At 69.2% G+C, this 21,362-nt stretch carries 20 protein-coding genes; 11 read left to right on the top strand and 9 right to left on the bottom strand.

Annotation, left to right across the window (positions count from 1 at the left end; translation table 11 throughout):
• Positions 1-15: 15 nt before the first annotated feature.
• Genes D1369_RS31565 through D1369_RS31555 form a run of 3 tightly spaced genes read right to left on the bottom strand, consistent with a single transcriptional unit; the run spans position 16 to position 2,497 of the window.
• On the bottom strand, positions 16-819 hold the full coding sequence (locus tag D1369_RS31565; protein ID WP_007381142.1) for an amino acid ABC transporter ATP-binding protein: 804 nt from the start codon (positions 817-819) through the stop codon (positions 16-18).
• Positions 816-1,649: an amino acid ABC transporter permease gene (locus tag D1369_RS31560; protein WP_007381143.1), complete on the bottom strand. Its 834-nt coding sequence runs from the start codon at positions 1,647-1,649 to the stop codon at positions 816-818. The genes D1369_RS31565 and D1369_RS31560 overlap by 4 nt, the downstream gene beginning before the upstream one ends.
• Positions 1,646-2,497 (bottom strand): transporter substrate-binding domain-containing protein, encoded by an 852-nt coding sequence (locus tag D1369_RS31555; RefSeq protein WP_007381144.1) that lies wholly within the window; start codon positions 2,495-2,497, stop codon positions 1,646-1,648. The genes D1369_RS31560 and D1369_RS31555 overlap by 4 nt, the downstream gene beginning before the upstream one ends.
• Before the next feature lie 174 nt (positions 2,498-2,671).
• On the opposite strand from D1369_RS31555, the gene D1369_RS31550 reads away from it, so the two are divergent.
• From D1369_RS31550 to thpD, 5 genes are all read left to right on the top strand, one after another.
• Positions 2,672-3,772, top strand: a complete 1,101-nt coding sequence (locus D1369_RS31550; RefSeq protein ID WP_037903194.1) for an aminotransferase class V-fold PLP-dependent enzyme — start codon at positions 2,672-2,674, stop codon at positions 3,770-3,772.
• A gap of 340 nt (positions 3,773-4,112) precedes the next feature.
• A complete protein-coding gene (gene ectA / locus D1369_RS31545; RefSeq protein ID WP_007381146.1) occupies positions 4,113-4,640 on the top strand; it encodes a diaminobutyrate acetyltransferase in 528 nt (175 codons plus the stop codon).
• A gap of 29 nt (positions 4,641-4,669) precedes the next feature.
• Positions 4,670-5,941: a diaminobutyrate--2-oxoglutarate transaminase gene (gene ectB / locus D1369_RS31540; protein ID WP_007381147.1), complete on the top strand. Its 1,272-nt coding sequence runs from the start codon at positions 4,670-4,672 to the stop codon at positions 5,939-5,941.
• A gap of 53 nt (positions 5,942-5,994) precedes the next feature.
• Positions 5,995-6,399: an ectoine synthase gene (locus D1369_RS31535; protein ID WP_007381148.1), complete on the top strand. Its 405-nt coding sequence runs from the start codon at positions 5,995-5,997 to the stop codon at positions 6,397-6,399.
• Positions 6,400-6,403: 4 nt separating this feature from the next.
• The gene (gene thpD / locus D1369_RS31530) at positions 6,404-7,300 is read left to right on the top strand and encodes an ectoine hydroxylase (RefSeq protein WP_007381149.1); all 897 of its coding nucleotides are present in this window, start codon (positions 6,404-6,406) and stop codon (positions 7,298-7,300) included.
• Positions 7,301-7,475: 175 nt separating this feature from the next.
• Here thpD and D1369_RS31525 read toward each other — a convergent pair whose 3' ends face one another.
• From D1369_RS31525 to D1369_RS31510, 4 genes are all read right to left on the bottom strand, one after another.
• Positions 7,476-8,528: an aminotransferase class V-fold PLP-dependent enzyme gene (locus D1369_RS31525; protein WP_118082742.1), complete on the bottom strand. Its 1,053-nt coding sequence runs from the start codon at positions 8,526-8,528 to the stop codon at positions 7,476-7,478.
• A 98-nt stretch (positions 8,529-8,626) separates the two neighbouring features.
• Positions 8,627-9,352 (bottom strand): DsbA family oxidoreductase, encoded by a 726-nt coding sequence (locus tag D1369_RS31520; protein WP_007381151.1) that lies wholly within the window; start codon positions 9,350-9,352, stop codon positions 8,627-8,629.
• A 202-nt stretch (positions 9,353-9,554) separates the two neighbouring features.
• Positions 9,555-10,163 (bottom strand): DUF1349 domain-containing protein, encoded by a 609-nt coding sequence (locus D1369_RS31515; RefSeq protein WP_007381152.1) that lies wholly within the window; start codon positions 10,161-10,163, stop codon positions 9,555-9,557.
• Between the two features lie 45 nt (positions 10,164-10,208).
• On the bottom strand, positions 10,209-11,738 hold the full coding sequence (locus D1369_RS31510) for an aldehyde dehydrogenase (NADP(+)) (protein ID WP_007381153.1): 1,530 nt from the start codon (positions 11,736-11,738) through the stop codon (positions 10,209-10,211).
• Between the two features lie 129 nt (positions 11,739-11,867).
• On the opposite strand from D1369_RS31510, the gene D1369_RS31505 reads away from it, so the two are divergent.
• The 3 genes from D1369_RS31505 to D1369_RS31495 all read left to right on the top strand — a co-directional run bounded on the left by D1369_RS31505 (position 11,868) and on the right by D1369_RS31495 (position 14,817).
• Entirely contained in the window at positions 11,868-12,641 is a 774-nt protein-coding gene (locus D1369_RS31505; protein ID WP_007381154.1) for an IclR family transcriptional regulator, read from the top strand.
• A 149-nt stretch (positions 12,642-12,790) separates the two neighbouring features.
• Complete coding sequence (locus D1369_RS31500; RefSeq protein ID WP_007381155.1) at positions 12,791-13,261, top strand: GNAT family N-acetyltransferase; 471 nt, start codon at positions 12,791-12,793, stop codon at positions 13,259-13,261.
• A 104-nt stretch (positions 13,262-13,365) separates the two neighbouring features.
• On the top strand, positions 13,366-14,817 hold the full coding sequence (locus tag D1369_RS31495) for a penicillin-binding transpeptidase domain-containing protein (protein WP_007381156.1): 1,452 nt from the start codon (positions 13,366-13,368) through the stop codon (positions 14,815-14,817).
• A gap of 13 nt (positions 14,818-14,830) precedes the next feature.
• Here the strand turns inward: D1369_RS31495 and D1369_RS31490 are convergent, their stop codons facing one another.
• Entirely contained in the window at positions 14,831-16,234 is a 1,404-nt protein-coding gene (locus tag D1369_RS31490; protein WP_007381157.1) for an NCS2 family permease, read from the bottom strand.
• A gap of 236 nt (positions 16,235-16,470) precedes the next feature.
• On the opposite strand from D1369_RS31490, the gene D1369_RS31485 reads away from it, so the two are divergent.
• From D1369_RS31485 to D1369_RS31475, 3 genes are all read left to right on the top strand, one after another.
• Positions 16,471-17,037, top strand: coding sequence for a SigE family RNA polymerase sigma factor (locus D1369_RS31485; RefSeq protein ID WP_007381158.1), 567 nt, complete (start codon positions 16,471-16,473; stop codon positions 17,035-17,037).
• Complete coding sequence (locus D1369_RS31480) at positions 17,034-17,888, top strand: hypothetical protein (protein ID WP_007381159.1); 855 nt, start codon at positions 17,034-17,036, stop codon at positions 17,886-17,888. Before D1369_RS31485 ends, D1369_RS31480 begins: the two co-directional genes overlap by 4 nt.
• Positions 17,889-18,367: 479 nt before the next feature.
• Positions 18,368-20,563 (top strand): family 43 glycosylhydrolase, encoded by a 2,196-nt coding sequence (locus D1369_RS31475; protein ID WP_007381160.1) that lies wholly within the window; start codon positions 18,368-18,370, stop codon positions 20,561-20,563.
• On the opposite strand, the gene D1369_RS31470 is transcribed toward D1369_RS31475, so the two are convergent.
• Positions 20,560-21,357 (bottom strand): HAD family acid phosphatase, encoded by a 798-nt coding sequence (locus D1369_RS31470; RefSeq protein ID WP_007381161.1) that lies wholly within the window; start codon positions 21,355-21,357, stop codon positions 20,560-20,562. The genes D1369_RS31475 and D1369_RS31470 overlap by 4 nt on opposite strands.
• Between the last annotated feature and the right edge of the window lie 5 nt (positions 21,358-21,362).

Raw genomic sequence — 21,362 nt, 5'->3', positions numbered from 1 at the left:
CACCTTAGTGACCGTCTAGCCGTCCTTGCCCAGCTGGTCGGAGGTCTCCTCCTCGACCTGGGCCATCGCGGGGTCGAGGAGCCGGGAGAGGAAGTGGCGGGTGCGCTCATGGCTGGGATCGCCGATGACCTGGGCCGGGGTGCCGTCCTCGACGATCACCCCGCCGTCCATGAAGACGACCCGGTCGGCGACCTCGCGGGCGAAGGTCATCTCGTGGGTGACGACCATCATCGTCATGCCCTCCTGGGCCAGCATGCGCATGACCGCCAGCACATCGCCCACCAGCTCCGGGTCGAGGGCCGAGGTCGGCTCGTCGAAGAGCATCACCTCGGGGCCCATGGACAGGGACCGGGCGATCGCGACCCGCTGCTGCTGACCGCCGGACAGGGAGGCGGGATAGGCGTCCGCCTTCTCGGCGAGGCCCACGCGCTCCAGGTTCTCGGCGGCCACCTTCGCGGCCTTCGCCTTGTCCCGCCTGAGGACCCTGCGCTGCGGCAGCGTGAGGTTCTCGGTCACCGTGAGGTGCGGGAACAGGTTGAACTGCTGGAAGACCATGCCGATACGGCGGCGTACGGCGTCGATGTCCACGTCGGGGTCGGTGAGTTCGGTGCCGCCGACGAAGACCTGTCCCTTCGTCGGCTCCTCCAGGAGGTTCACGCACCGCAGCAGCGTGGACTTGCCCGAGCCGGAGGGGCCGATCACACAGACGACCTCGCCCTGGCCGATCTCCAGGTCGATGCCCTTGAGAACCTCGTTGGTGCCGAACGACTTGTGCAGACCGCGTACTTCGATCTCCGGCCGGCTCGCCTCAACGGTCATTTCACGGCCTCCTGGGCCTTGGCCTCCATACGGCGGACCACGAACCCGAGCGGGATCGTCACCAGCAGGTAGCACAGGCCGGCGACGAGGATCGGCGTGGAGTTGGCGGTCGTACTGGCCAGGTCGCGGCCGTACTTGGACAGTTCGCGCTCCTCAAGGGTGACTCCGAGGAACAGCACCAGGGAGGAGTCCTTGAAGAGCAGGACGAGTTCGTTGGTCAGCGGCGGGAGGATGATCCGGAAGGCCTGCGGGATGATGATCGAGACCATCGCGCGGGCCGGGGAGAAGCCCAGGGAACGGGCCGCCTCCATCTGTCCCTTGGGCACCGCCTGGATGCCCGCGCGGATCGTCTCCGCCATGTAGGCCGCCGCCACCAGGCCGAGCGCGAGGGCGACCTTGCCGTACGTGCCGCCGATGATCTCCGTGCCGGGGAACGCGAGCGGTACGGCCACGCCGATGAAGATGAAGATCAGCAGCGCGGGCAGACCGCGGAAGATCTCGATGTAGACACCGGCGAACCAGCGGTACGGGCCCACCGACGACAGTCGCATCAGCGCGATGACCATGCCGAGGACGAGCCCGACGACGAAACCGGACAGCGTGTAGAGCACAGTGTTCTTCAACGCCAGCGTGATGACGTCGGGGAACATCTGGTCGGCGATGTCCGCCTGCGCGAACTGGTTCTTCAGCCGGCCCCAGTCCGCCGAGACCGCGAAGGCGATCACGACGGCCACGAAGACGACGTACTGAATACCGCGGGACAGGCTGCGCTTCTGACGTCGGCTCAGGCCCTTTTTGCGAGGCTGGAGTTGTGCGTCCGTCGCGGTCATGAGGCGGAGGGCGACGCGGCCGAGGCGTCGTACGGGCCGATCCACTTCTCGTAGAGCTTCTTGTAGGTGCCGTCGGCCTTGGCGTCCGAGAGCGCCTTGTTGACGGCGGCCAGCAGCTTGGTGTTGCCCTTCTTCACCGTGAAGCCGTACTGCTCACCGGTGTTGATGTTGTCGGCGACCTGGAAGGCGTCGGCGTTGGCCTTGTTCTTCAGCCAGCCCTGGACGACCGGGTAGTCGATGACGACGGCCTTGACCTGACCGGAGCGCAGACCGTTGAGCACGGCGTCGGAGGACTCGAAGGAGACCGGGTCGAAGCCCTGACCCTTGACGTAGTCCTCGCCGGTGGTCTGCGCCTGGGCGCCGAGCTTGACCTTCTTCGCCTTGGCGTCGGCGAGCGAGGAGATCCCGCTGCCCTTGGCGACCAGGAGGGCCTGGGTGGCGTCGAAGTAGGGGTCCGAGAAGTCGACGTTCTTCTTGCGCTCCTCGGTGATGGTCATGCCGGCCGCGGCCAGGTCGCACGAGCCGGAGTTGAGGAAGGCGCCGGTCTTGAAGTTCTCGAAGGGGGTGTCGAGAATCTCCTGCTTCACGCCCAGGTCCTTGGCGACCAGGTCGATGAGCGAGACGTCGAAGCCCTGGACCTTGCCGTCGATCTCCGACTGGAAGGGCGGGTAGGGCAGGTGGGTGCAGGTGGTGAGCTGTCCGGCCTTGACCAGTTCGACCCCGCCCGCGGCGGTCTTCGAACCGCTGCCGCCGTCGTCGCTGGAGGTGCAGGCGGCGACGAGCAGGAGCCCGGCCGTCGCGGTGGTGGCGGCCAGGACGCGGGTCCGGCGCCCGGAGAGGGTGTTCACGGGAGGCCTCCTGTGGGGGAACTGTGGGTTCCGATTATAAGGAAAGGTTTGAGTCTCTCAAACCAAACCGATGGTTGCGAGGCCGTTCAGCCTAAGAAGTCGCCAGTCGTCGGGGGTTGCAGGGGAACGGTTACGCTCGTCACGTCTACCCCAGTGAGCGAAGAGAGCACCGTCGTGACGCACCCCTTCCTGGACCTGGCCCCGCTCGGCGCGGCACAGTTCGCCTCGATCGAGGACCGTGTGGCGCGGCTGCTGCGCACCGAGCAGGACGTCGTGATCATGCAGGGTGAGGCGCTGCTGCCGCTGGAGGGGGCGATCCGCTCCACGGCCGGTCCGGGTACGACCGCGCTGAACGTCATCACCGGTCCGTACGGGCAGACCTTCGGGGACTGGCTGCGGGACTGCGGCGCGACGGTGATCGACCTCGCGGTGCCGTTCCACACGGCGGTGACGGCCGCGCAGATCGCGGCGGCGTTCGAGGAGCACCCGGCGATCGACTTCGTGTCACTGGTGCACGCGGAGGCGGCGACGGGGAACACCAACCCGGTCGCGGAGATCGGAGAGGTCGTACGGCGGCAGGGCGCCCTCTTCTACCTCGACGCGGTCGCCTCCGTCGGCGCCGAGCCGGTGCTGCCGGACGCGTGGGGTGTGGACCTGTGCGTGATCGGGGCGCAGAAGGCGATGGGCGGCCCCGCGGGTGTCTCGGCGGTGTCGGTGAGCGAGCGGGCGTGGGCCCGGATGGCGGCGAACCCGAAGGCCCCGCGCCGGTCGTACCTGTCCCTCCTGGACTGGAAGGAGCGCTGGATCGACGGCGGCCGCAAGGCCCTGCTGCACGCTCCGGCGCAGCTGGAGATGCTGGCACTGGAGGCGTGCGTCGAGCGGATCGAGGCGGACGGGCTGGACGCGGTGATGGGCCGGCACCGGGCCGCCGCCGCGGCGACCCGGGCGGGGGCGCGGGCGCTCGGCGGGGGCCTGGAGCCCTATGTCCACGAGGACCGCGAGGCCGCTCCGGCCGCCACGACACTGCGTGCGCCGTCCGGCGTGGCGGCCTCGGAGCTCGTCACCCGGGCCCTGTCCTGCGACCCCGCGCTCCCGCTGGCCGCGGGCGGGGGCGCCCTGGCCAAGGAGATGATCCGGGTCAACCACTACGGGGTGGACGCGACACTGGGGGCGGTGCGGGCGAGCCTGGCGGCGCTGGGTGCGGCGCTGCGGGAGAAGGGGATCGCGGCGGACGTGGAAAGCGCGCTGCGCGCCGCGGAGGACGCGTGGCGGTAGCCCTCGGCCGACTCCTTCATTAACGGGTGCATAATTAGCAAGGTAATTCCGGGGTTTATCGGAGAATAGCTTCCCGTCTTCTTCTGCCCGCTTTCCCTCGACCTAAACGCAAAGATTCTGCGAACGCGAAGCGAGGGAATTCAGGCGGATCTCGTGGGGGTTACATGCTTGTGACGCGTTACACACCATGATCAATTTGTCCGTTATTTACTGGGCACAATGGTTCATAACGGTCACTTCTTGCGCGTCGGCGCGCGCCCGCGTGATAACACATGAAACGCCCGCACGTAACCCCGTCCGACGATGCAATTTTGAATTTCCCTCGGTAAATTCAATTCGCATGACTGCCGCACAAGCAGACCTGCAAATCGACCGGCCGACGGTCGCGGACGGAGCCGCGCTGTGGCGGATCGCCCGCGACTCCGAGGTCCTCGACCTGAACTCGTCGTACAGCTATCTGCTGTGGTGTCGCGACTTCGCCGACACGTCGGCGGTGGCACGGAACGACCGCGGAGAGGCGATCGGCTTCGTGACCGGGTACGTCCGCCCGGACCGCCCCGACACCCTCCTCGTCTGGCAGGTGGCCGTGGACTCGGCGTACCGCGGCCGCGGACTCGCCGCCGCCCTGCTCGACGGACTGACCGCGCGGCTCGCCGCCGAGCGCGGGCTGGGCAGCGTCGAGACCACCATCACGCCGGGCAACACCGCCTCCGAGCGGCTGTTCACGTCGTTCGCCGAACGCCGTGGCGCCCGTCTGGAGCGCGAGGTGCTGTTCGACACGAGCCTGTTCCCCGACGGGCCGCACGACCCCGAGGTCCTCTACCGCATCGGGCCCCTCTCCACCGCCTCCCCCACCCCCTCCGCCTGACCCCCCACGCACCCGAGGAGCGATTCGTCGTGACCATCACCCAGCCCGACCTCAGCGTCTTCGAGACCGTCGAATCCGAGGTACGCAGCTACTGCCGCGGCTGGCCCACCGTCTTCGACCGCGCGCAGGGCAGCCGCCTGTACGACGAGGACGGCCACGCGTACCTGGACTTCTTCGCCGGCGCCGGTTCACTGAACTACGGCCACAACAACCCCGTCCTGAAACGGGCGTTGATCGACTACCTGGAGCGCGACGGCATCACGCACGGGCTCGACATGTCGACCGCCGCCAAGCGCGCCTTCCTGCAGACCTTCCAGGACCTGGTGCTGCGCCCGCGCGACCTGCCGTACAAGGTCATGTTCCCGGGGCCGACGGGCACCAACGCCGTGGAGGCCGCGCTCAAGCTGGCCCGGAAGGTCAAGGGGCGCGAGGCCATCGTGTCCTTCACCAACGCCTTCCACGGGATGTCGCTGGGCTCCCTCGCCGTCACCGGCAACGCCTTCAAGCGGGCCGGCGCCGGTATCCCGCTCGTCCACGGCACCCCCATGCCGTTCGACAACTACTTCGACGGCACCGTCGAGGACTTCCTGTGGTTCGAGCGGCTCCTGGAGGACCAGGGCTCCGGTCTCAACAAGCCGGCCGCCGTGATCGTGGAGACCGTGCAGGGCGAGGGCGGCATCAACGTCGCCCGCCGGGAGTGGCTCCAGGCGCTCGCCGCGCTGTGCGAGCGGCAGGACATGCTGCTCATCGTCGACGACATCCAGATGGGCTGCGGACGGACGGGGGCCTTCTTCTCGTTCGAGGAGGCGGGCATCACGCCGGACATCGTCACCGTGTCCAAGTCCATCAGCGGCTACGGCCTTCCCCTGTCCCTGTGCCTGTTCAAGCCGGAGCTGGACATCTGGGAGCCGGGCGAGCACAACGGCACCTTCCGCGGCAACAACCCGGCGTTCGTCACGGCGACCGCCGCCCTGGAGCAGTACTGGGCGGACGGTTCCGCGATGGAGAAGCAGACCCGCCAGCGCGGCGAGCAGGTCGAGCAGGGGCTCATCTCCCTCACCGAGGAGAACCTGGCCGACGTCAAGGAGTACCGCGGGCGCGGGCTGGTGTGGGGCCTGGAGTTCCACGACAAGGACCGCGCGGGCCGGGTGGCGCACCGGGCCTTCGAACTCGGGCTGCTCATCGAGACGTCGGGCCCCGAGAGCGAGGTCGTGAAGCTGCTTCCGGCGCTCACGATCACCCCCGAGGAACTGGACGAGGGGCTGAGCATCCTCGCCCGTGCCGTACGGGAAACCGTCTGAACCCTCTGAACCACCGACTGAACCACCGTCTACGTAGGAGGCATCGCAGCACCGTGATCGTCCGCTCGTTCAAGGACATCGAAGGCACCGACCGGCATGTGAAGGCCGCGTCCGGCACCTGGGAGAGCAAACGCATCGTGCTCGCCAAGGAGCGGGTCGGCTTCTCGCTGCACGAGACGATCCTGTACGCGGGTACGGAGACGTCGATGTGGTACGCGAACCACATCGAGGCCGTCGTCTGCGTCGAGGGCGAGGCCGAGCTGACCGACCACGAGAGCGGGCAGACGCACTCGATCACGCCGGGGACCATGTACCTCCTGGACGGTCACGAGCGGCACACACTGCGGGTCAAGGAGGACTTCCGCTGCATCTGTGTGTTCAACCCGCCCGTGACCGGCCGGGAGGACCACGACGAGAACGGCGTCTACCCGCTGCTCACCGAACCCGAGGAGGTGTGACCGCATGACCACCATGACCACCGTCACCGATCTCTACCCCAGCCGCGGCGCCACCGAGGTGTCGATCCCCCGCAAGGACCCGGTCGTCTGGTCGGCGCCCGGCGCGCCGGGACCGATCGCCACGGCCGACCTGGAGACCTTCGAGCGCGATGGCTTCCTCGCCGTCGACCAGCTCATCGGCCCCGCCGAAGTCCCGGTCTACCAGCGTGAGTTGGAGCGGCTCGTCACCGATCCGGAGATCCGCGCGGACGAGCGCTCGATCATCGAGCCGAAGTCCAAGGAGATCCGCTCGGTCTTCGAGGTGCACAAGATCAGCGAGGTGTTCGCGAACCTGGTGCGCGACGAGCGGGTCGTCGGCCGGGCCCGGCAGATCCTCGGCTCGGACGTGTACGTCCACCAGTCGCGGATCAACGTCAAGCCCGGTTTCGGGGCCAGCGGCTTCTACTGGCACTCCGACTTCGAGACCTGGCACGCCGAGGACGGCTTGCCGAACATGCGCACGGTGTCCGTCTCGATCGCGCTGACCGAGAACTACGACACCAACGGCGGCCTCATGATCATGCCGGGGTCCCACCGCACCTTCCTCGGGTGCGCGGGTGCCACCCCGAAGGACAACTACAAGCAGTCGCTGCAGATGCAGGACGCGGGCACGCCGTCGGACGAGGCTCTCACCGCGATGGCGTCGGAGTACGGCATCAAGCTGTTCACCGGCAAGGCCGGTTCGGCGACCTGGTTCGACTGCAACGCCATGCACGGCTCCGGCGACAACATCACGCCGTTCCCGCGCAGCAACGTGTTCATCGTGTTCAACAGCGTGGAGAACCAGGCCGTGGAGCCGTTCGCGGCGCCCATCCGGCGGCCGGAGTTCATCGGCGCGAGGGATTTCACGCCGGTGAAGTGACCCCGCAGCGACTCTGAGGGGTGACCCTCACAGCCACGACGGCGACGCGGCCCGCTCCAGTACGTTCCGTACGGCGGCCGCGTCGCCGTCGTTTCCCGGGCCCGGTGTCCGGCGCGTACCGGCCGCCAACCAGCAGGCAGAAACCCTGACCGCGAACAGTACCGGCGCCAGCGGTTCAGGAAGACAGGGCGTCCAGCAGCCGGTCGACGTCCGCGGCCGTGTTGTACAGGTGGAAGGAGGCGCGCAGGTTGCCGGCCCGGTTGGACACCTCGATGCCCGCCGCGCTCAACTCGGGCTGCCGGCCGCCGAGTCCGGGCACGGAGACGATCGCCGAACCGGGTGCGGGCAGGGGTTCGTGGCCGAGAGCGGCAAGCCCCTTACGGAAGCGGTCGGCGAGGGCGAGGTCGTGGGCGCGCACGGCGTCCACGCCGAGCTCCTCCAGGAGTTCGAGGGAGCGGCGGGTGCCCGTGTAGGTGAACAGGGCCGGGCTGACGTCGAACCGCCGGGCGGAGTGGGCCAGTTCGGCGACGGGGCCGTAGCAGCTGTCCCACGGGACCTCTCCCGCGACCCAGCCGGCGAGCACCGGCTTCAGGTCGCCGAAGTCCTCCGGCACGGCGAGAAAGGCCGCGCCATGCGGGCCGAGCAGCCACTTGAAGGTGGTGGAGACGGTGTAGTCGTACGACCCGGCGTCCACCGGGAGCCAGCCCGCGGCCTGCGAGAAGTCGACGTAGGTGCGGGCTCCGTGGTCCCGGGCCGCTTCCCGCAGGGCGGACAGGTCGGCGATCCGGCCGTCGGCGGACTGGGCGGCGCTGACGGCGACGAGGGCGGTGCCGGGGCGGACGGAGTCGGCGAGCCGCTCCAGCGGCACGATGCGGACCTTGAGGTCGCCGCGGGTGTGGAAGGGGTTCACGACGGAGGTGAAGTCGTCCTCGGCGGTGAGGACTTCGGCGCCCGGCGGCAGCGAGGCGGCGACCAGGCCGGAGTGGGCGGACACGGAGGCGCCGGCCGCGACGCGCGCGACCGGGACGCCGGCGAGCCTCGCGAACGCGGCACGGGCCGCCTCCACGTCCTGGAACAGCGGATCCAGCGGCCTGCCCTCGGCGCGGATCAGCGCGGCCTCCTGGAGGGCCGTGACGGTCCGGGCGGGGAGCAGGCCGCTGCTCGCGGTGTTGAGGAAGGTGTTCTTCGGGGCGAACTCGGCGCGGACGAGGCTCTCGAAGGTCTCCATGGCTCAACTGTGGGGCCCAGAGACCTCTCGGTCCATTGCGATTTTCTACGTGGTTCCGCCAAGGAACGCTTATAGGTCCGCGCCGACCTGCGTGTTTGTCAGCCCTGCTGGGGTACGGCGCACCCGTCGGGACCGCAGGCCTCCGCGCCGGCGTCGCCCTGGTCGATCAGCCGCAGCGGGGAGCGGTTGCCCCAGGCCTGGGTGAGGGCCTGGGTGAAGACCTCGGCGGGCTGAGCGCCGGAGACGCCGTACTTGCGGTCCAGGACGAAGAAGGGCACGCCGTTGGCGCCGAGCTCGGCGGCCTCGCGCTCGTCGGCACGGACCTCGTCGGCGTAGGCGGTGGGGTCGGCGAGGACCTTGCGGACCGCGTCGGCGTCCAGGCCGGCTTCCACGGCGAGCTCGACGAGGCGCTCGTCACCCTCGGTGAACAGGGACCTCTCCTCGGCGAAGTTGGCCCGGTAGAGGATCTGGATCAGCTCGTCCTGCCTGCCGTGCTCCTTGGCGAGGTGGAGGAGGCGGTGCAGGTCGAAGGTGTTGCCGTGGTCGCGGTCGCGGGTCCGGTAGGCGAGCCCTTCGGCGGCGGCCTGGGCCCCGAGGTTCTCCTCGCCGGCCTGGGCCTGGGCCTCACTCATGCCGTACTTCTTGCTGAGCATGGCGAGGACGGGCTCGACCTCGCCCTTGGCCCGCCCGGGATCCAGCTCGAACGACCGGTGGACCACCTCGACACCGTCACGGTGCGGGAAGGCCTCCAGCGCCTTCTCGAAGCGGGCCTTGCCCACGTAGCACCAGGGGCAGGCGATGTCGCTCCAGATCTCGACGCGCATGGTTCGGCTCTCTCCAGGTCGGGCGGGCTGCGGAGACATCCTCCGCCTGGTTTGCTGAACGTTCAAACAGCGCTGGCCATTCCCGGGGCGCGTAGCGCCCTCAGGGGCGCGGGGAACTGCGCGACCAGCCAGGACGGAGCCGCACCCGCCGAACCCCCGGCGCCGGCACCCCCGTGGGCTTCTGGTCCCGCCGCCGGAGGCTTCAGCTGCCGTCGCGCAGGTCCGCCGGCCACTCCGGCCTGAACTCGATGTGGTCGTACGTCACCACACACCCCTCCCCCATCGGGGACTGGGCCATGAAGCCGACCAGGGCCGCGCCGGTCTCCTTCTCGTCGCCCAGGGTGAAGAGGCGGACGAAGGTCCAGTGCTTGCCGTCCCGGGAGGCGTGGAAGGCGAAGGCGCGGCCGGTGCGGCTGACCCGCAGCCACACCGAACTGCCGTCCACGGTGAAGGAGTTGCAGTCGTCGGAGTGCCCCCGGGTGACGACCGTGCAGACGGTGGGCACGGTCGGCGAGTTCTCCAGGCAGAGCTTGGCCCAGGCCCGCTCGCCGACATGGACGTACAGCACGCCCGCGTCGAACGATCCGTTGAAGCCCACGGTGACCCGGGCTATCAGCTGGAAGTCGCCCTCGGGGGCACCGAGCAGCCTCGGCGCGTCCGCGGCGGGGTCGAGGGATTCTCCGGTGGGCGGCACGAAACGGTCCTGCCGGGGGCCGGCCCAGCCGGAGAGAAAGCCGTCCTCGTACTTCCAGTGCCCGTCGGGGCCGTAGGTGCGGAGAGGGAAAGGGAGTTGGGGAAGGTCGAGGTCCATCCTCAGAGTTTTCCAGTTCCCTCTCCGCGGGCGAGCGTCGGGTGTCTAGCGCTCGAGACGGCCGTTGAAACGGCGGGGCAGGCCCAGCGGGTTGTCGTCCCTCAGCTCCGGCGGCAGCAGGGCCTCCGGCGCGTTCTGGTACGCCACCGGGCGCAGCCAGCGCTCGATCGCCGTACCGCCCACCGACGTCGACGTGGAGGTCGTCGCCGGGTACGGGCCGCCGTGCTGCTGGGCCGGGGCCACGGCCACGCCCGTCGGCCAGCCGTTCACCAGGACCCGGCCGGCCAGCGGGGTCAGCTCGGCCAGGATCTCGGCGCCGCGCCCCTCGCCCGCGGCCTCCTGCTCCGACAGGTGGACGGTCGCGGTGAGGTTGCCCGGAAGCCGGGACAGCACGGCGCGCGCCTGGTCGTCGTCGTCGTAGCGGGCCACCACGGTGACCGGGCCGAAGCACTCCTCCAGGAGCAGGTCGTACGCCCCCTCTTCGGTCAGTTTCTCCGCCGCCACCGTGAGGAAGCCCGCGCTGACCGTGTGCTCGCCGCCCGCGCCGGGCGTCACCGGCGTCTCTACATCGGGAAGCTCCGCGCGCTCGGCGACGCCGGCGACGAAGTTGTCCCGCATGCGGTGGTCGAGGAGGACGCCCGCGTCGGTGTCGCTGACCGCGTCGGTCAGGGACTTCACCAGGCCGTCGCCCGCCGCGCCGGACGGCACGAGGACCAGGCCCGGCTTCACGCAGAACTGGCCGACGCCGAGGGTCATGGAGCCCGCGAGCCCGGCGCCGATGGCCTCCGCGCGCTCGGCAGCGGCCTCCTCGGTGATCACGACGGGGTTCAGGGAGCCCAGCTCGCCGTGGAACGGGATCGGCACCGGCCGCGCGGCCGCCGCGTCGAACAGGGCGCGGCCGCCCTTCACGGAACCGGTGAAGCCCGCGGCGGCGATCAGCGGGTGCTTGATCAGCTCGATGCCGGCCTCGAAGCCGTGGACGAGACCGAGCACGCCCGCGGGGATGCCGTGCTCGTCGGCGGCCCGGCGCAGCACGGACGCGACCAGCTCGGACAGGCCCGGGTGGTCGGGGTGGGCCTTGACGACGACCGGGTTGCCGGCCGCCAGCGCGCTCGCGGTGTCGCCGCCGGCGACCGAGAAGGCGAAGGGGAAGTTCGAGGCCGAGTACACGGCGACGACACCCAGCGGCACCTTGTAGCGGCGCAGGTCCGGGATCGGCGGGGTCGCGGTGTCGTCGGGGTGATTGATCACCACGCCGAGGAACTCGCCCTCGTCGACGATGTCCGCGAAGGCCCGCAGCTGGTAGCAGGTGCGGGCGAGCTCGCCGGTCAGCCGGACCGGGCCGAGCGCGGTCTCGGCGTCCGCGGCCTCGACGAGGTGCTCCTTGGACTCTTCGAGCTTGGTGGCCGCGGTGCGCAGGAAGGCCGCGCGGACCGTGCGGTCGGCGAGCGAAGCGCGCGCCTCGTACGCGGCGCGGACGGCGGCGTCCACCTCCTGGGCTGTGGCCTCCACCGCAACCTGTTCGCGCTGCTTCCCGGTTCGGGGGTCGACACTCCAGACTGGTGCTGCTGCCACCGCGGGTCCCTCCACGTGTATCTGGGTCACCCACCAGGAACGTTCGATATACTGAACGCTGTCTCTGATGGTGAATATGCTGTTGGAGACTATAACTCTGGTTCTCGTCCAACAAAGGGGTCAAGGGCGATGTCGGCAGGCGAGACGGGCGGCGGGTCACAGGTCAAGTCCGCGGTACGGACGGTTGAACTGCTCGAATACTTCGCCGGGCGCCCCGGCATGCATTCCCTGGCCGCCGTGCAGGAGGCCGTCGGGTACCCCAAGTCCAGCCTCTACATGTTGCTGCGCACGCTGGTCGAGCTGGGCTGGGTGGAGACCGACGCGACGGGCACGCGGTACGGCATCGGGGTGCGGGCCCTGCTCGTCGGCACCTCGTACATCGACGGCGACGAGGTGGTCGCGGCGGCCCGGCCCACCCTGGACCGGCTCTCCGACGACACCACCGAGACCATCCACCTCGCGCGCCTCGACGGCACGAACGTCGTCTACCTCGCCACCCGGCAGTCGCAGCACTACCTACGGCCCTTCACCCGGGTCGGCCGCCGCCTCCCGGCGCACTCCACCTCCCTCGGCAAGGCGCTGCTGAGCACCTACTCCGACGAGCAGGTCCGCAAGATGCTGCCGGAGACCCTGCCGGCGCTCACCGAGCACACCATCACCGACCGCGAGAAGCTCATCGAGGAGCTGCACCAGATCCGCGAGCAGGGCTTCTCCGTGGACCGCGAGGAGAACACACTGGGACTGCGCTGCTTCGGCGTCGCGATCCCGTACCGCACGCCCGCGCGGGACGCGATCAGCTGCTCGGTGCCGGTGGCCCGGCTGACCCCGGCGCACGAACAGATGGTGAAGGACGCCCTGTTCGACGCACGGGACCGACTGACCCTGGCGACCCGCAGGCTCTGAGCGCGGCACCCGGGCCCCTCGGACGCAGCGCCCGATCCACCGACCGCAACAGGCTTCTCAGGGGCGCGGGGAACTGCGCAGAACGCCCGCCCCCACCAAGCCGAGGACAAACAACCGCCCCACCGCCGGCAGGCCCTACGCTCTGAGGCATGCAGATCGTTCTCCGCGAAGTCCATGACAGCGATCTGCCGGTCTTCTTCCGGCAGATGAACGACCCCGAGGCCCTGCACATGGCGGCCTTCACCCCGAAGGACCCGGCCGACCGGGACGCCTTCGACGCCCACTGGAAACGGATCCGCGCCTCCGACGCCGTGCACCGCACGGTCCTGGCGGACGGGGACGTGGTGGGCAGCGCGGCGGTGTACGGCGAGCCGGGCGAGCGCGAGGTGACGTACTGGATCGACCGCGCCTACTGGGGGCGCGGCATCGCCACCGCGGCCCTGCGGGAGCTGGTCGCCCAGGTGCCCGAGCGCCCCCTGTACGCCCGGGCGGCCACCGACAACACCGGCTCCCTGCGCGTCCTGGAGAAGTGCGGTTTCCGGGTGACCGCCCAGGCGTCCGGGTACGCCAACGCGCGCGGGGCTGAGATCGACGAGGTCGTGCTCACGCTGCACGCGTGAGGGCGCCGTGGCAGAGGCCGTACAAACGGCCGCGGATGAACGTCCGATGAGAAAAGCGGACGGATGGGAACGACTCGCCGCCGCCTGATCGTCTTCTGTGTGGGATGAACAAGACGATCAGGCGCGCATCGGTCTTCGCGCTGCTCCTGGTGTTCGCTCTGCTGATCCGAGCGACCTGGGTGCAGTTCTACGAGGGCCAGGCGCTCGCGGACGACAACGACAACCGGCGGAACGCGATCGAGACGTACTCCTCGCCGCTCGGGAACATCATCGTGGCCGGAAAGGCCGTGACGGGTTCCGCGAGGACGACGGACAGCGACCTCGCGTACAAGCGGACGTACACGAACGGCAAGCTGTACGCGGCGGTGACGGGTTACGCCTCGCAGGCCTACGCCCCGACCCAGCTGGAGGGCATCTACGCCGACCTCCTCAACGGCACGGACAGCCGGCTGAAGACCGTCATGGACACGATCACCAACCAGCGGGCCGAGCCCGGTGATGTGATCACGACGATCGACCCGGCCGTGCAGAAGGCCGCGTACGACGCGCTCGGCGACAAGAAGGGCGCGGCCGTCGCGATCGACCCGACGACCGGCAAGATCCTGGCGGTCGTGTCGACGCCCTCGTACGACCCGTCCTCGCTGACGGACGCCAACACCGCGGGCAAGGCCTGGAAGCAGCTCACCGCGGACTCCGACAAGCCGCTCACCAACCGTGCGCTGCGCCAGCCGCTGCCGCCCGGCTCGACGTTCAAGCTGGTGGTGGCGGCGGCCGCGCTGGAGGACGGCCTGTACTCCTCGGTGGACGAGAAGACCGTCAGCCCGGATCCGTACACCCTGCCGGGCACGGTGACCCCGCTGGGCAACGAGAACTCCTCGGCGCCCTGTGAGAACGCCTCGATCCGGGTCGCGCTCGAGTACTCCTGCAACACCGTCTTCGCGAAGATGGCCGTCGACCTCGGCCAGGACAAGGTGCGGGCGATGGCCGAGAAGTTCGGCTTCAACAACGCCGAGCAGGACGTCCCGGTGCGAGCCTACGAGAGCGTCTACCCCTCCGACATGGACAAGTCGTCCACGGCGCTGACCGGCATCGGCCAGTTCGACGTCACGGCCACGCCGCTCCAGATGGCCATGGTCTCCGCGGCCATAGCCAACGGCGGCAAGCTGGTCTCACCGCACATGGTGTCGACCATCACCGACCACGGCGGCGACGTCCTGAAGAACTACGACGACGAGGCGGCCACGACGCAGGTCGTCAGCTCGGACACGGCGGAACAACTCCAGTCCGCGATGCAGTCGGTGATCCAGGACGGCACCGGCACCAACGCCCGGATCGACGGCGTCACGGTGGGCGGCAAGACGGGCACCGCCCAGCACGGCGAGAACAACAGCAAGACGCCGTACGCCTGGTTCACGTCCTACGGAAAGGCCGACGGCAAGGAGGTCGCCGTGGCGGTGGTCGTGGAGCAGTCCAACGCGGCCCGCTCGGAGGTGAGCGGCAACGGTCTGGCCGCCCCCGTGGCCAAGGCCATGATGGAGGCGGCCCTGAGGAACTGAGTCCTCCCGGTGGTTACTTGGCGCCGAGCACCTGCTCGATCGGGTCGATCGCGAAGTACACGAGGAACAGCGCCGAGGCCGCCCACAGCAGCCAGTGGATCTCCTTGGCCTTGCCCAGTACGACCTTGATCACGACGTACGCCAGGAACCCGGCCCCGATGCCGTTGGTGATCGAGTAGGTGAACGGCATCACGGCGATGGTCAGGAACGCCGGGATCGCGATGTCGTAGCGGTCCCAGTCGATGTGCTTGACCTGCGTCATCATCAGGAAGCCCACGGCGACCAGGGCGGGCGCGGCGGCCTGGAGCGGGACGATGGTCAGCAGCGGGGTCAGGAACAGCGCCAGGCCGAACAGCCCGCCCGTGATCAGGTTCGAGAACCCGGTGCGCGAGCCCTCACCGACCCCCGCCGCCGACTCGATGTACGACGTGGCGGAAGACGCGGACGCCGCGCCACCGGCCACGGCCGCCGCCCCGTCGATCAGCAGGACCCGGCCGAGGTTGGGCACCTTGCCCTCCTCGTCCAGCAGTCCGGCCTCCGCGCTGATGCCGACGACCGTGCCCATCGTGTCGAAGAAGTCGGAGAGGATCAGCGTGAAGATCAGCAGGACGACCGTGACGATCCCGACGCCGGGCGCGCTGAAGGAGCCGAACAGGCTGAAGTGACCGATCAGACCGAAGTCCGGGGCGTCGACGACCTTGTCGGGCCACTGCGGCGTCGTCAGCCCCCAGGACTTGATGTCGGCGATCGAGTTGATGATCATCGCGAGGACCGTCATGGTCACGATGCTGATCAGGATCGCGCCCTTGACCTTGCGCGCGAGCAGCCCGATCGTCAGCAGTACCCCGAGACAGAAGACCAGGATCGGCCAGCCGCTGAGCGCGCCGGTGCCGCCGAGCTGGACCGGCACAGTGGTGTTGGCCGCGTCGGGGATACGGCTCACGAACCCCGCGTCCACGAAGCCGATGAACGCGATGAACAGCCCGATGCCGACACTGATCGCCTGCTTGAGCGGTTGCGGAATGGCGTGCATGACGGCCTCGCGCAGGCCGGTCACCACCAACACGCAGATGAGCAGGCCCTCCAGGACGACCAGTCCCATCGCGTCGTCCCAGCTCATCAGCGGGGCGATCTGGAAGGCGACGACCGCGTTGAGCCCGAGCCCGGCGGCGAGCGCGAGCGGCAGGTTCCCGCCCACACCCATGACGATCGTCATCACCGCGGCCACCAGGGCCGTCGCGGTGGTCAGCTGGACCGCATCCAACTGGTGCCCGAACTTGTCCTTCGCGCTGCCGAGGATGATGGGATTCAGGACAAGGATGTAGGCCATCGTGAAGAACGTGGCGAAGCCGCCGCGTATCTCACGGGCGAAGGTGGATCCCCTCTCGGAGATCCTGAAGTACCGGTCGACGGACATGGTCGCTGCTCCTGGGTGCCTGAATGATCGGTGTGCGGATGCTGGCTGGATTGTTCCTGCGGTGAACGCGCTTCAGGTTTTCCCCGTGTTACGGATTCGGGGGTCGCCCCGTCAGACCTTGTTCGAAGACCCGTACGGGAACACCTGATCGATCACTGCTACGCTTCCGGATCTCCGGCCGGCCACCCCCGGATGATCACATGTCATTCACATGACACACAAAGGAGAGGGAGCCCGTGGGCACAGTCGTCGACGACGCCGCCTCCGTGGAGTTCCACGCCTTCTTCGAACGCCACTATGCCGAACTGTCCCGCCTCGCCCATCTGCTGACCGGCGAGCCGGACGCCGCCGACGACCTGGCGGCGGACGCGCTGCTGGCGCTGTGGCACCGCTGGGACCGGGTGCGCGCGGCCGACCACCCGGTGGCGTACGCGCGCGGGGTGGTCGCCAACCTGGCCCGCACCCGTATCCGCAGCGCGGTCCGGGAGCGCCGGCGCGTCGCCCTGTTCTGGTCCCAGCGCGAGGAGAAGGCCGAGAACCCGGACGTGGCGGGCGCGGTCGATGTCCAGGAGGCGCTGCGCAGGCTGCCGTTCCGCAAGCGGGCGTGCGTGGTGCTGCGGCACGCGTTCGATCTCTCCGAGAAGGAGACCGCGCTGGCCCTGGGGGTGTCGGTCGGTACGGTGAAGAGCCAGACCTCCAAGGGGATGGCCGAGTTGCAGCGGCTGCTGGGCCCCCAGAACGCTCCGCAGAAGGTGCGTGCCACGATGGCGCGTACCGGTGACGCCGGAGGAAGGGACCGATGACCATGCAGCGGGACGTGCACGGCGCACTGCGCGCCCGGCTGCGGGACGCGGCCGAGTCGCACGAGCCGAACCGCGAGCGGATCCTCGCCCGGGTCGAGCGCGGTATTGCGGAGCAGAGCCGCCCCGACCACCGGGCGAGACGGCCACAGTTCTACGGCTGGGTGCGGGTGGTGAGCGCCACGGCCGCGGTCGCCTGCGTGCTGGGCCTCGGCGGGTACGCGGTGGCGTCCGCGGTGAAGGACGAGCCGCCGGCCCAGAAGGGGGTCGCTGCCACGGGTACGCCCACCCCCTCCCCCGACGCGACCAGCCGTCCGCCCGCCCCGTCGGCGCATCCGACGCGGAACACCGCCCCCACCCACCGGGCCGACAAGCCGAGCGGTACACCCTCGGGCACGCCGAGCGCCTCCGCCGGGGTGCCGGCGTCCGGCGCCGAGGACGGCCCGCTGTGGTCGGACGGCTCGATGGACAGGCACAGCAATCAGTTCTGGGCACAGAGCAATGTCACCGTCAGGACGTCCGAGCAACTGACCTCGCTCACGGTCGAGCTGCGGATCGCACAGACCGGCGGGGTCACCGACACCGGGGCCTGGCGCTCGCTGCCCGAGGGCGACTTCACGCTGACGGTCGCCGAGCGGGACGGGTTCCTCGTCTACACCTGGGTACTCAAGGACGGCCGCACGGTCCCGAAGGGCGAGTGGGTGTTCGCCGGGCAGTACAACCATGAGCGCGGCGGCCGGGACGCGAAGGACGACGGCTACACCGCGACGGCGACCGCCAGGTCCGGGCACCTCGCCGTGAAGGGTGGCTTCGCGGCGCAGGACGACGGGGCCGCGGGCGAAGGGGGCTCGTAGGCCGTTGCCGCAGGCTTGCCGAAAAAAGTTCTCGGCGGGGCGGCAACCTTTTCCTCGTCGGCGGCAACTCCATGGGTGAACGGTCCCGACTCCGACTCCCACGGAGCCCAACAAGCGCTCCCTCACCACAAGTTCTCCCCTGGGGAACAACCATTCGGTCACCATGGACGTCCCTAGTAGTGCCGGAATGACGGTGGTGCCTGAATGACGGCGTACAACTTCACAGACCTGCCGGCCTGAGCCCCCCTCGGCCGGCAGCTGCCGGCTGGAGCCCCCCTCGGGCCGGCACTAGGAACGCCCCGCCTGTGACGACAGGCGGGGCGTTTCCCCGTTCGGCCGCTCAGCCGAAAGCAACCGAAACTTTCGCTGCTTCTCCTCGCGCGCTCACCGATTGACGTGCTGTTTCCCACTCGTAACACTCCGAAGGCGCGCACAGCACCCCACAGAAACCCCCACACCCCCACACCCCCAGGAGTGACATGCGCCCACGTATCCTCCTCGTCGCCTGTCTCTCGCTACTGCTGGCCCTTCTCACCGCACCGCCCGGTTCCGCCCACCCAGGAGCACCACCCGTGAGCCACTCCACGTACGCCGGCTATCTCTTCGCCTACTTCACCGGTGAGGGCACCGCAGACGGCGAGCAGATCCGCTACGCACTCAGCCGCGGCAACGACCCCCTGCACTGGCGCGAGCTGAACCAGGGCAAGCCGGTGCTGACGTCGACGGCCGGCGAGAAGGGCCTGCGGGACCCCTTCGTGATCCGCTCCCCCAAGGGCGACAAGTTCTATCTGATCGCCACAAACCTGCGCATGTACCGGAACAGCAGCGGCAGTTGGGACGACGTCCAGCGGCACGGCAGCAAGTCGATCATGATCTGGGAGTCCACCGACCTGGTCCACTGGACCGACCAGCGCCTGGTGAAGGTCGCCCCGGACAACGCGGGCAACACCTGGGCGCCGGAGGCCTACTGGGACGCCGGCCTCGGTGAGTACGTCGTCTTCTGGGCGTCGAAGCTGTACGCCGACGACGACCCCGGGCACACGGGATCGACGTACAACAAGATGCTGTACGCGACCACCAAGGACTTCCGCACCTTCGGCGCGCCGAAGGTCTGGAACGACCCCGGCTACTCGGTGATCGACTCGACGGTCGTGAAGTACAAGGACACCTACTACCGCTACACCAAGGACGAGCGGGACCCCGCCTCCAGCTCGCCCTGCGCCAAGTTCATCACCGGCGAGGAGTCGACGAGCCTGACCGCCACCAGGTACGACCTGGTCGCGGACTGCATCGGCAGCGGGGCGATGGACCGCGGCGAGGGGCCGACGGTGTTCAAGTCGAACACCGAGAAGAAGTGGTACCTGTTCATCGACGAGTACGGCGGCCGCGGGTACGTCCCCTTCGAGACCACCGACCTCGACTCGGGCAGGTGGACCCCGTCCACGAACTACCAGCTGCCCGCGAGTCCCCGGCACGGCACGGTGCTTCCGGTGACGCAGAAGGAGTACGACCGGCTGCTGGCCGCGTATCCGTCGACGCCCGCCTCGGTGGTGGACGCGACGGCCAAGGGGCAGAAGGGGTACGCGATCCTCACGGAGGCCGCGTCGAAGGTCGTGCTCCCGGTGCAGACCGACACCGACCTCACGCACCTCGCTCCGAAGATCGCCGTGGGTGAGGGCGCGAGCATCGCCCCCAGGTCCGGTACCCAGCGCGACTTCCGCAGGCCGCAGTCGTACACCGTGACGGCCGCCGACGGCACCAGCCGGAGTTGGACGGTCGAGGCGGTGCGGACCGGCAGCCCCGTCCTGCCCGGCCTCAACGCCGACCCGGACGTGCACTACCTGAACGGCGAGTACTGGATCTACCCGACCACCGACGGCTTCAACGGCTGGGGCGGGACCCGTTTCAAGGCGTACTCGTCGAAGGACCTGGTCCACTGGAAGGACCACGGGGTCATCCTCGACCTCGGCGCGGACGTGTCGTGGGCCGACAAGTACGCGTGGGCGCCGGCGATCGCGGAGAAGAACGGCACGTACTACTTCTACTTCTGCGCCGAGCAGCAGATCGGTGTGGCCGTGGCGGACTCCCCCGCGGGCCCCTTCAAGGACGCGCTCGGCAAGCCCCTGGTGGCGAAGGGCGGTTCGCTGCAGGGCCAGATGATCGACCCGGCCGTCTTCACCGACGACGGGACGTCGTACCTCTACTGGGGCAACGGGCACGGGTACGTCGTGCCGCTGAACGACGACATGACCTCGTACGACCCGGCGAAGATCGAGGACATCACCCCGGACGACTTCCGCGAGGGTTCCTTCGTGATCAAGCGGCACGGCACGTACTACTTCATGTGGTCCGAGGACGACACCCGCAGCGAGAACTACCACGTCGCCTACGCGACGGGACCGTCCCCGCTCGGCCCGTGGACCAAGAAGGGGACGATCCTGTCCAAGCGTCCCGAGTACGGCATCCTCGCCACCGGTCACCACTCCGTGGTGAACGTCCCCGGCACCGACGACTGGTACATCGTCTATCACCGGTTCGCCCTGAACGGGCCGGGGAGGCCGGGCGGGGACGGCATGCACCGCGAAACCACCGTCGACCGCCTGGAGTTCGCGGCGGACGGCACGATCAAGCCCGTGGTGCCGACCCTCGAAGGGATCCGGCCGGTGCGGGGTTAGCTCACGAAGTACGTCGGGTTCGGCAGCTTGTACGTCCGGTCGGCGTAACCGCCCTCCAGGTCGGAGTACTGGTCGCCGAAGTTGGCGATGATCTCGAACCCGAGGTCCTTCTCGATGTGCGCGCGGGTGCCGGACTTGTACTGCACGGTGGTGCAGGTCCAGGTGCCCGGTGTGGCGCAGGCGCTCAGGTAGGACGGCGGGTTCGCCTTGTCCTTGAGGAACACGTGGTCGGCGTCGAGGTTCACATCGGCGCCGATCTTCTTCAGGTTCTCGACCGCGGCCGAGCGCTGCGCCTCGCTGAGGCCGGAGTTGTAGAAGACCTCGACGCCCTTCTTCTCGGCGTACCGCACGAGCTCGGGGCTGCCGAAGACGGCCGGGCGGTCGGCCCGGTTCACGTAGTCGGCCCACGTGGTCGGGTTGTACGTGTAGTTGTAGCGCTTCTCGTAGTCGAGGCTGAGCAGCAGCGTGTCGTCGATGTCGAAGACCACGGCGGGCTTCTCACCCCTGTGGTGCGCCTTGCGGGCGGCCTGGTCGATGTACTTCCGGGCCGCCTTGTCGAGGGACGCGAGGTCCTTGGCGTACGGACTGGTGGGCGACGCCTGGTAGACACCGTTCGCGTCGGCGGTGGTGCCGTAGTAGGTGTCGATGTCCTTGACCAGGAGCCCGATGTTGTAGGGCTCGTGCGTGGAGTTCGCCGTGGACTGGCCGGCGGTGGCCGCGCCGGCGCCGTACAGGGCGGCGCCGGCGACCGCACAGGCGGCGGTGGCGGCAGCGATACGCAGTGACTTATGCATGACAG

Source organism: Streptomyces sp. CC0208 (assembly GCF_003443735.1).
GTDB lineage: Bacteria > Actinomycetota > Actinomycetes > Streptomycetales > Streptomycetaceae > Streptomyces > Streptomyces sviceus.
The sequence above is the reverse complement of the archived record's forward strand: the minus strand, read 5'-3'. Positions and strand labels throughout refer to the sequence as shown.

Bases quoted from the DNA above. Each gene is read 5' to 3' on its own strand.
- D1369_RS31525 (WP_118082742.1), bottom strand. From the start codon at position 8,528: ATGGAGACCTTCGAGAGCCTCGTCCGCGCCGAGTTCGCCCCGAAGAAC.
- ectA (WP_007381146.1), top strand. From the start codon at position 4,113: ATGACTGCCGCACAAGCAGACCTGCAAATCGACCGGCCGACGGTCGCG.
- D1369_RS31520 (WP_007381151.1), bottom strand. From the start codon at position 9,352: ATGCGCGTCGAGATCTGGAGCGACATCGCCTGCCCCTGGTGCTACGTG.
- D1369_RS31470 (WP_007381161.1), bottom strand. From the start codon at position 21,357: ATGCATAAGTCACTGCGTATCGCTGCCGCCACCGCCGCCTGTGCGGTC.
- D1369_RS31565 (WP_007381142.1), bottom strand. From the start codon at position 819: ATGACCGTTGAGGCGAGCCGGCCGGAGATCGAAGTACGCGGTCTGCAC.
- thpD (WP_007381149.1), top strand. From the start codon at position 6,404: ATGACCACCATGACCACCGTCACCGATCTCTACCCCAGCCGCGGCGCC.
- D1369_RS31500 (WP_007381155.1), top strand. From the start codon at position 12,791: ATGCAGATCGTTCTCCGCGAAGTCCATGACAGCGATCTGCCGGTCTTC.
- D1369_RS31495 (WP_007381156.1), top strand. From the start codon at position 13,366: ATGAACAAGACGATCAGGCGCGCATCGGTCTTCGCGCTGCTCCTGGTG.
- D1369_RS31475 (WP_007381160.1), top strand. From the start codon at position 18,368: ATGCGCCCACGTATCCTCCTCGTCGCCTGTCTCTCGCTACTGCTGGCC.
- D1369_RS31505 (WP_007381154.1), top strand. From the start codon at position 11,868: ATGTCGGCAGGCGAGACGGGCGGCGGGTCACAGGTCAAGTCCGCGGTA.
- D1369_RS31490 (WP_007381157.1), bottom strand. From the start codon at position 16,234: ATGTCCGTCGACCGGTACTTCAGGATCTCCGAGAGGGGATCCACCTTC.
- D1369_RS31515 (WP_007381152.1), bottom strand. From the start codon at position 10,163: ATGGACCTCGACCTTCCCCAACTCCCTTTCCCTCTCCGCACCTACGGC.
- D1369_RS31560 (WP_007381143.1), bottom strand. From the start codon at position 1,649: ATGACCGCGACGGACGCACAACTCCAGCCTCGCAAAAAGGGCCTGAGC.
- D1369_RS31480 (WP_007381159.1), top strand. From the start codon at position 17,034: ATGACCATGCAGCGGGACGTGCACGGCGCACTGCGCGCCCGGCTGCGG.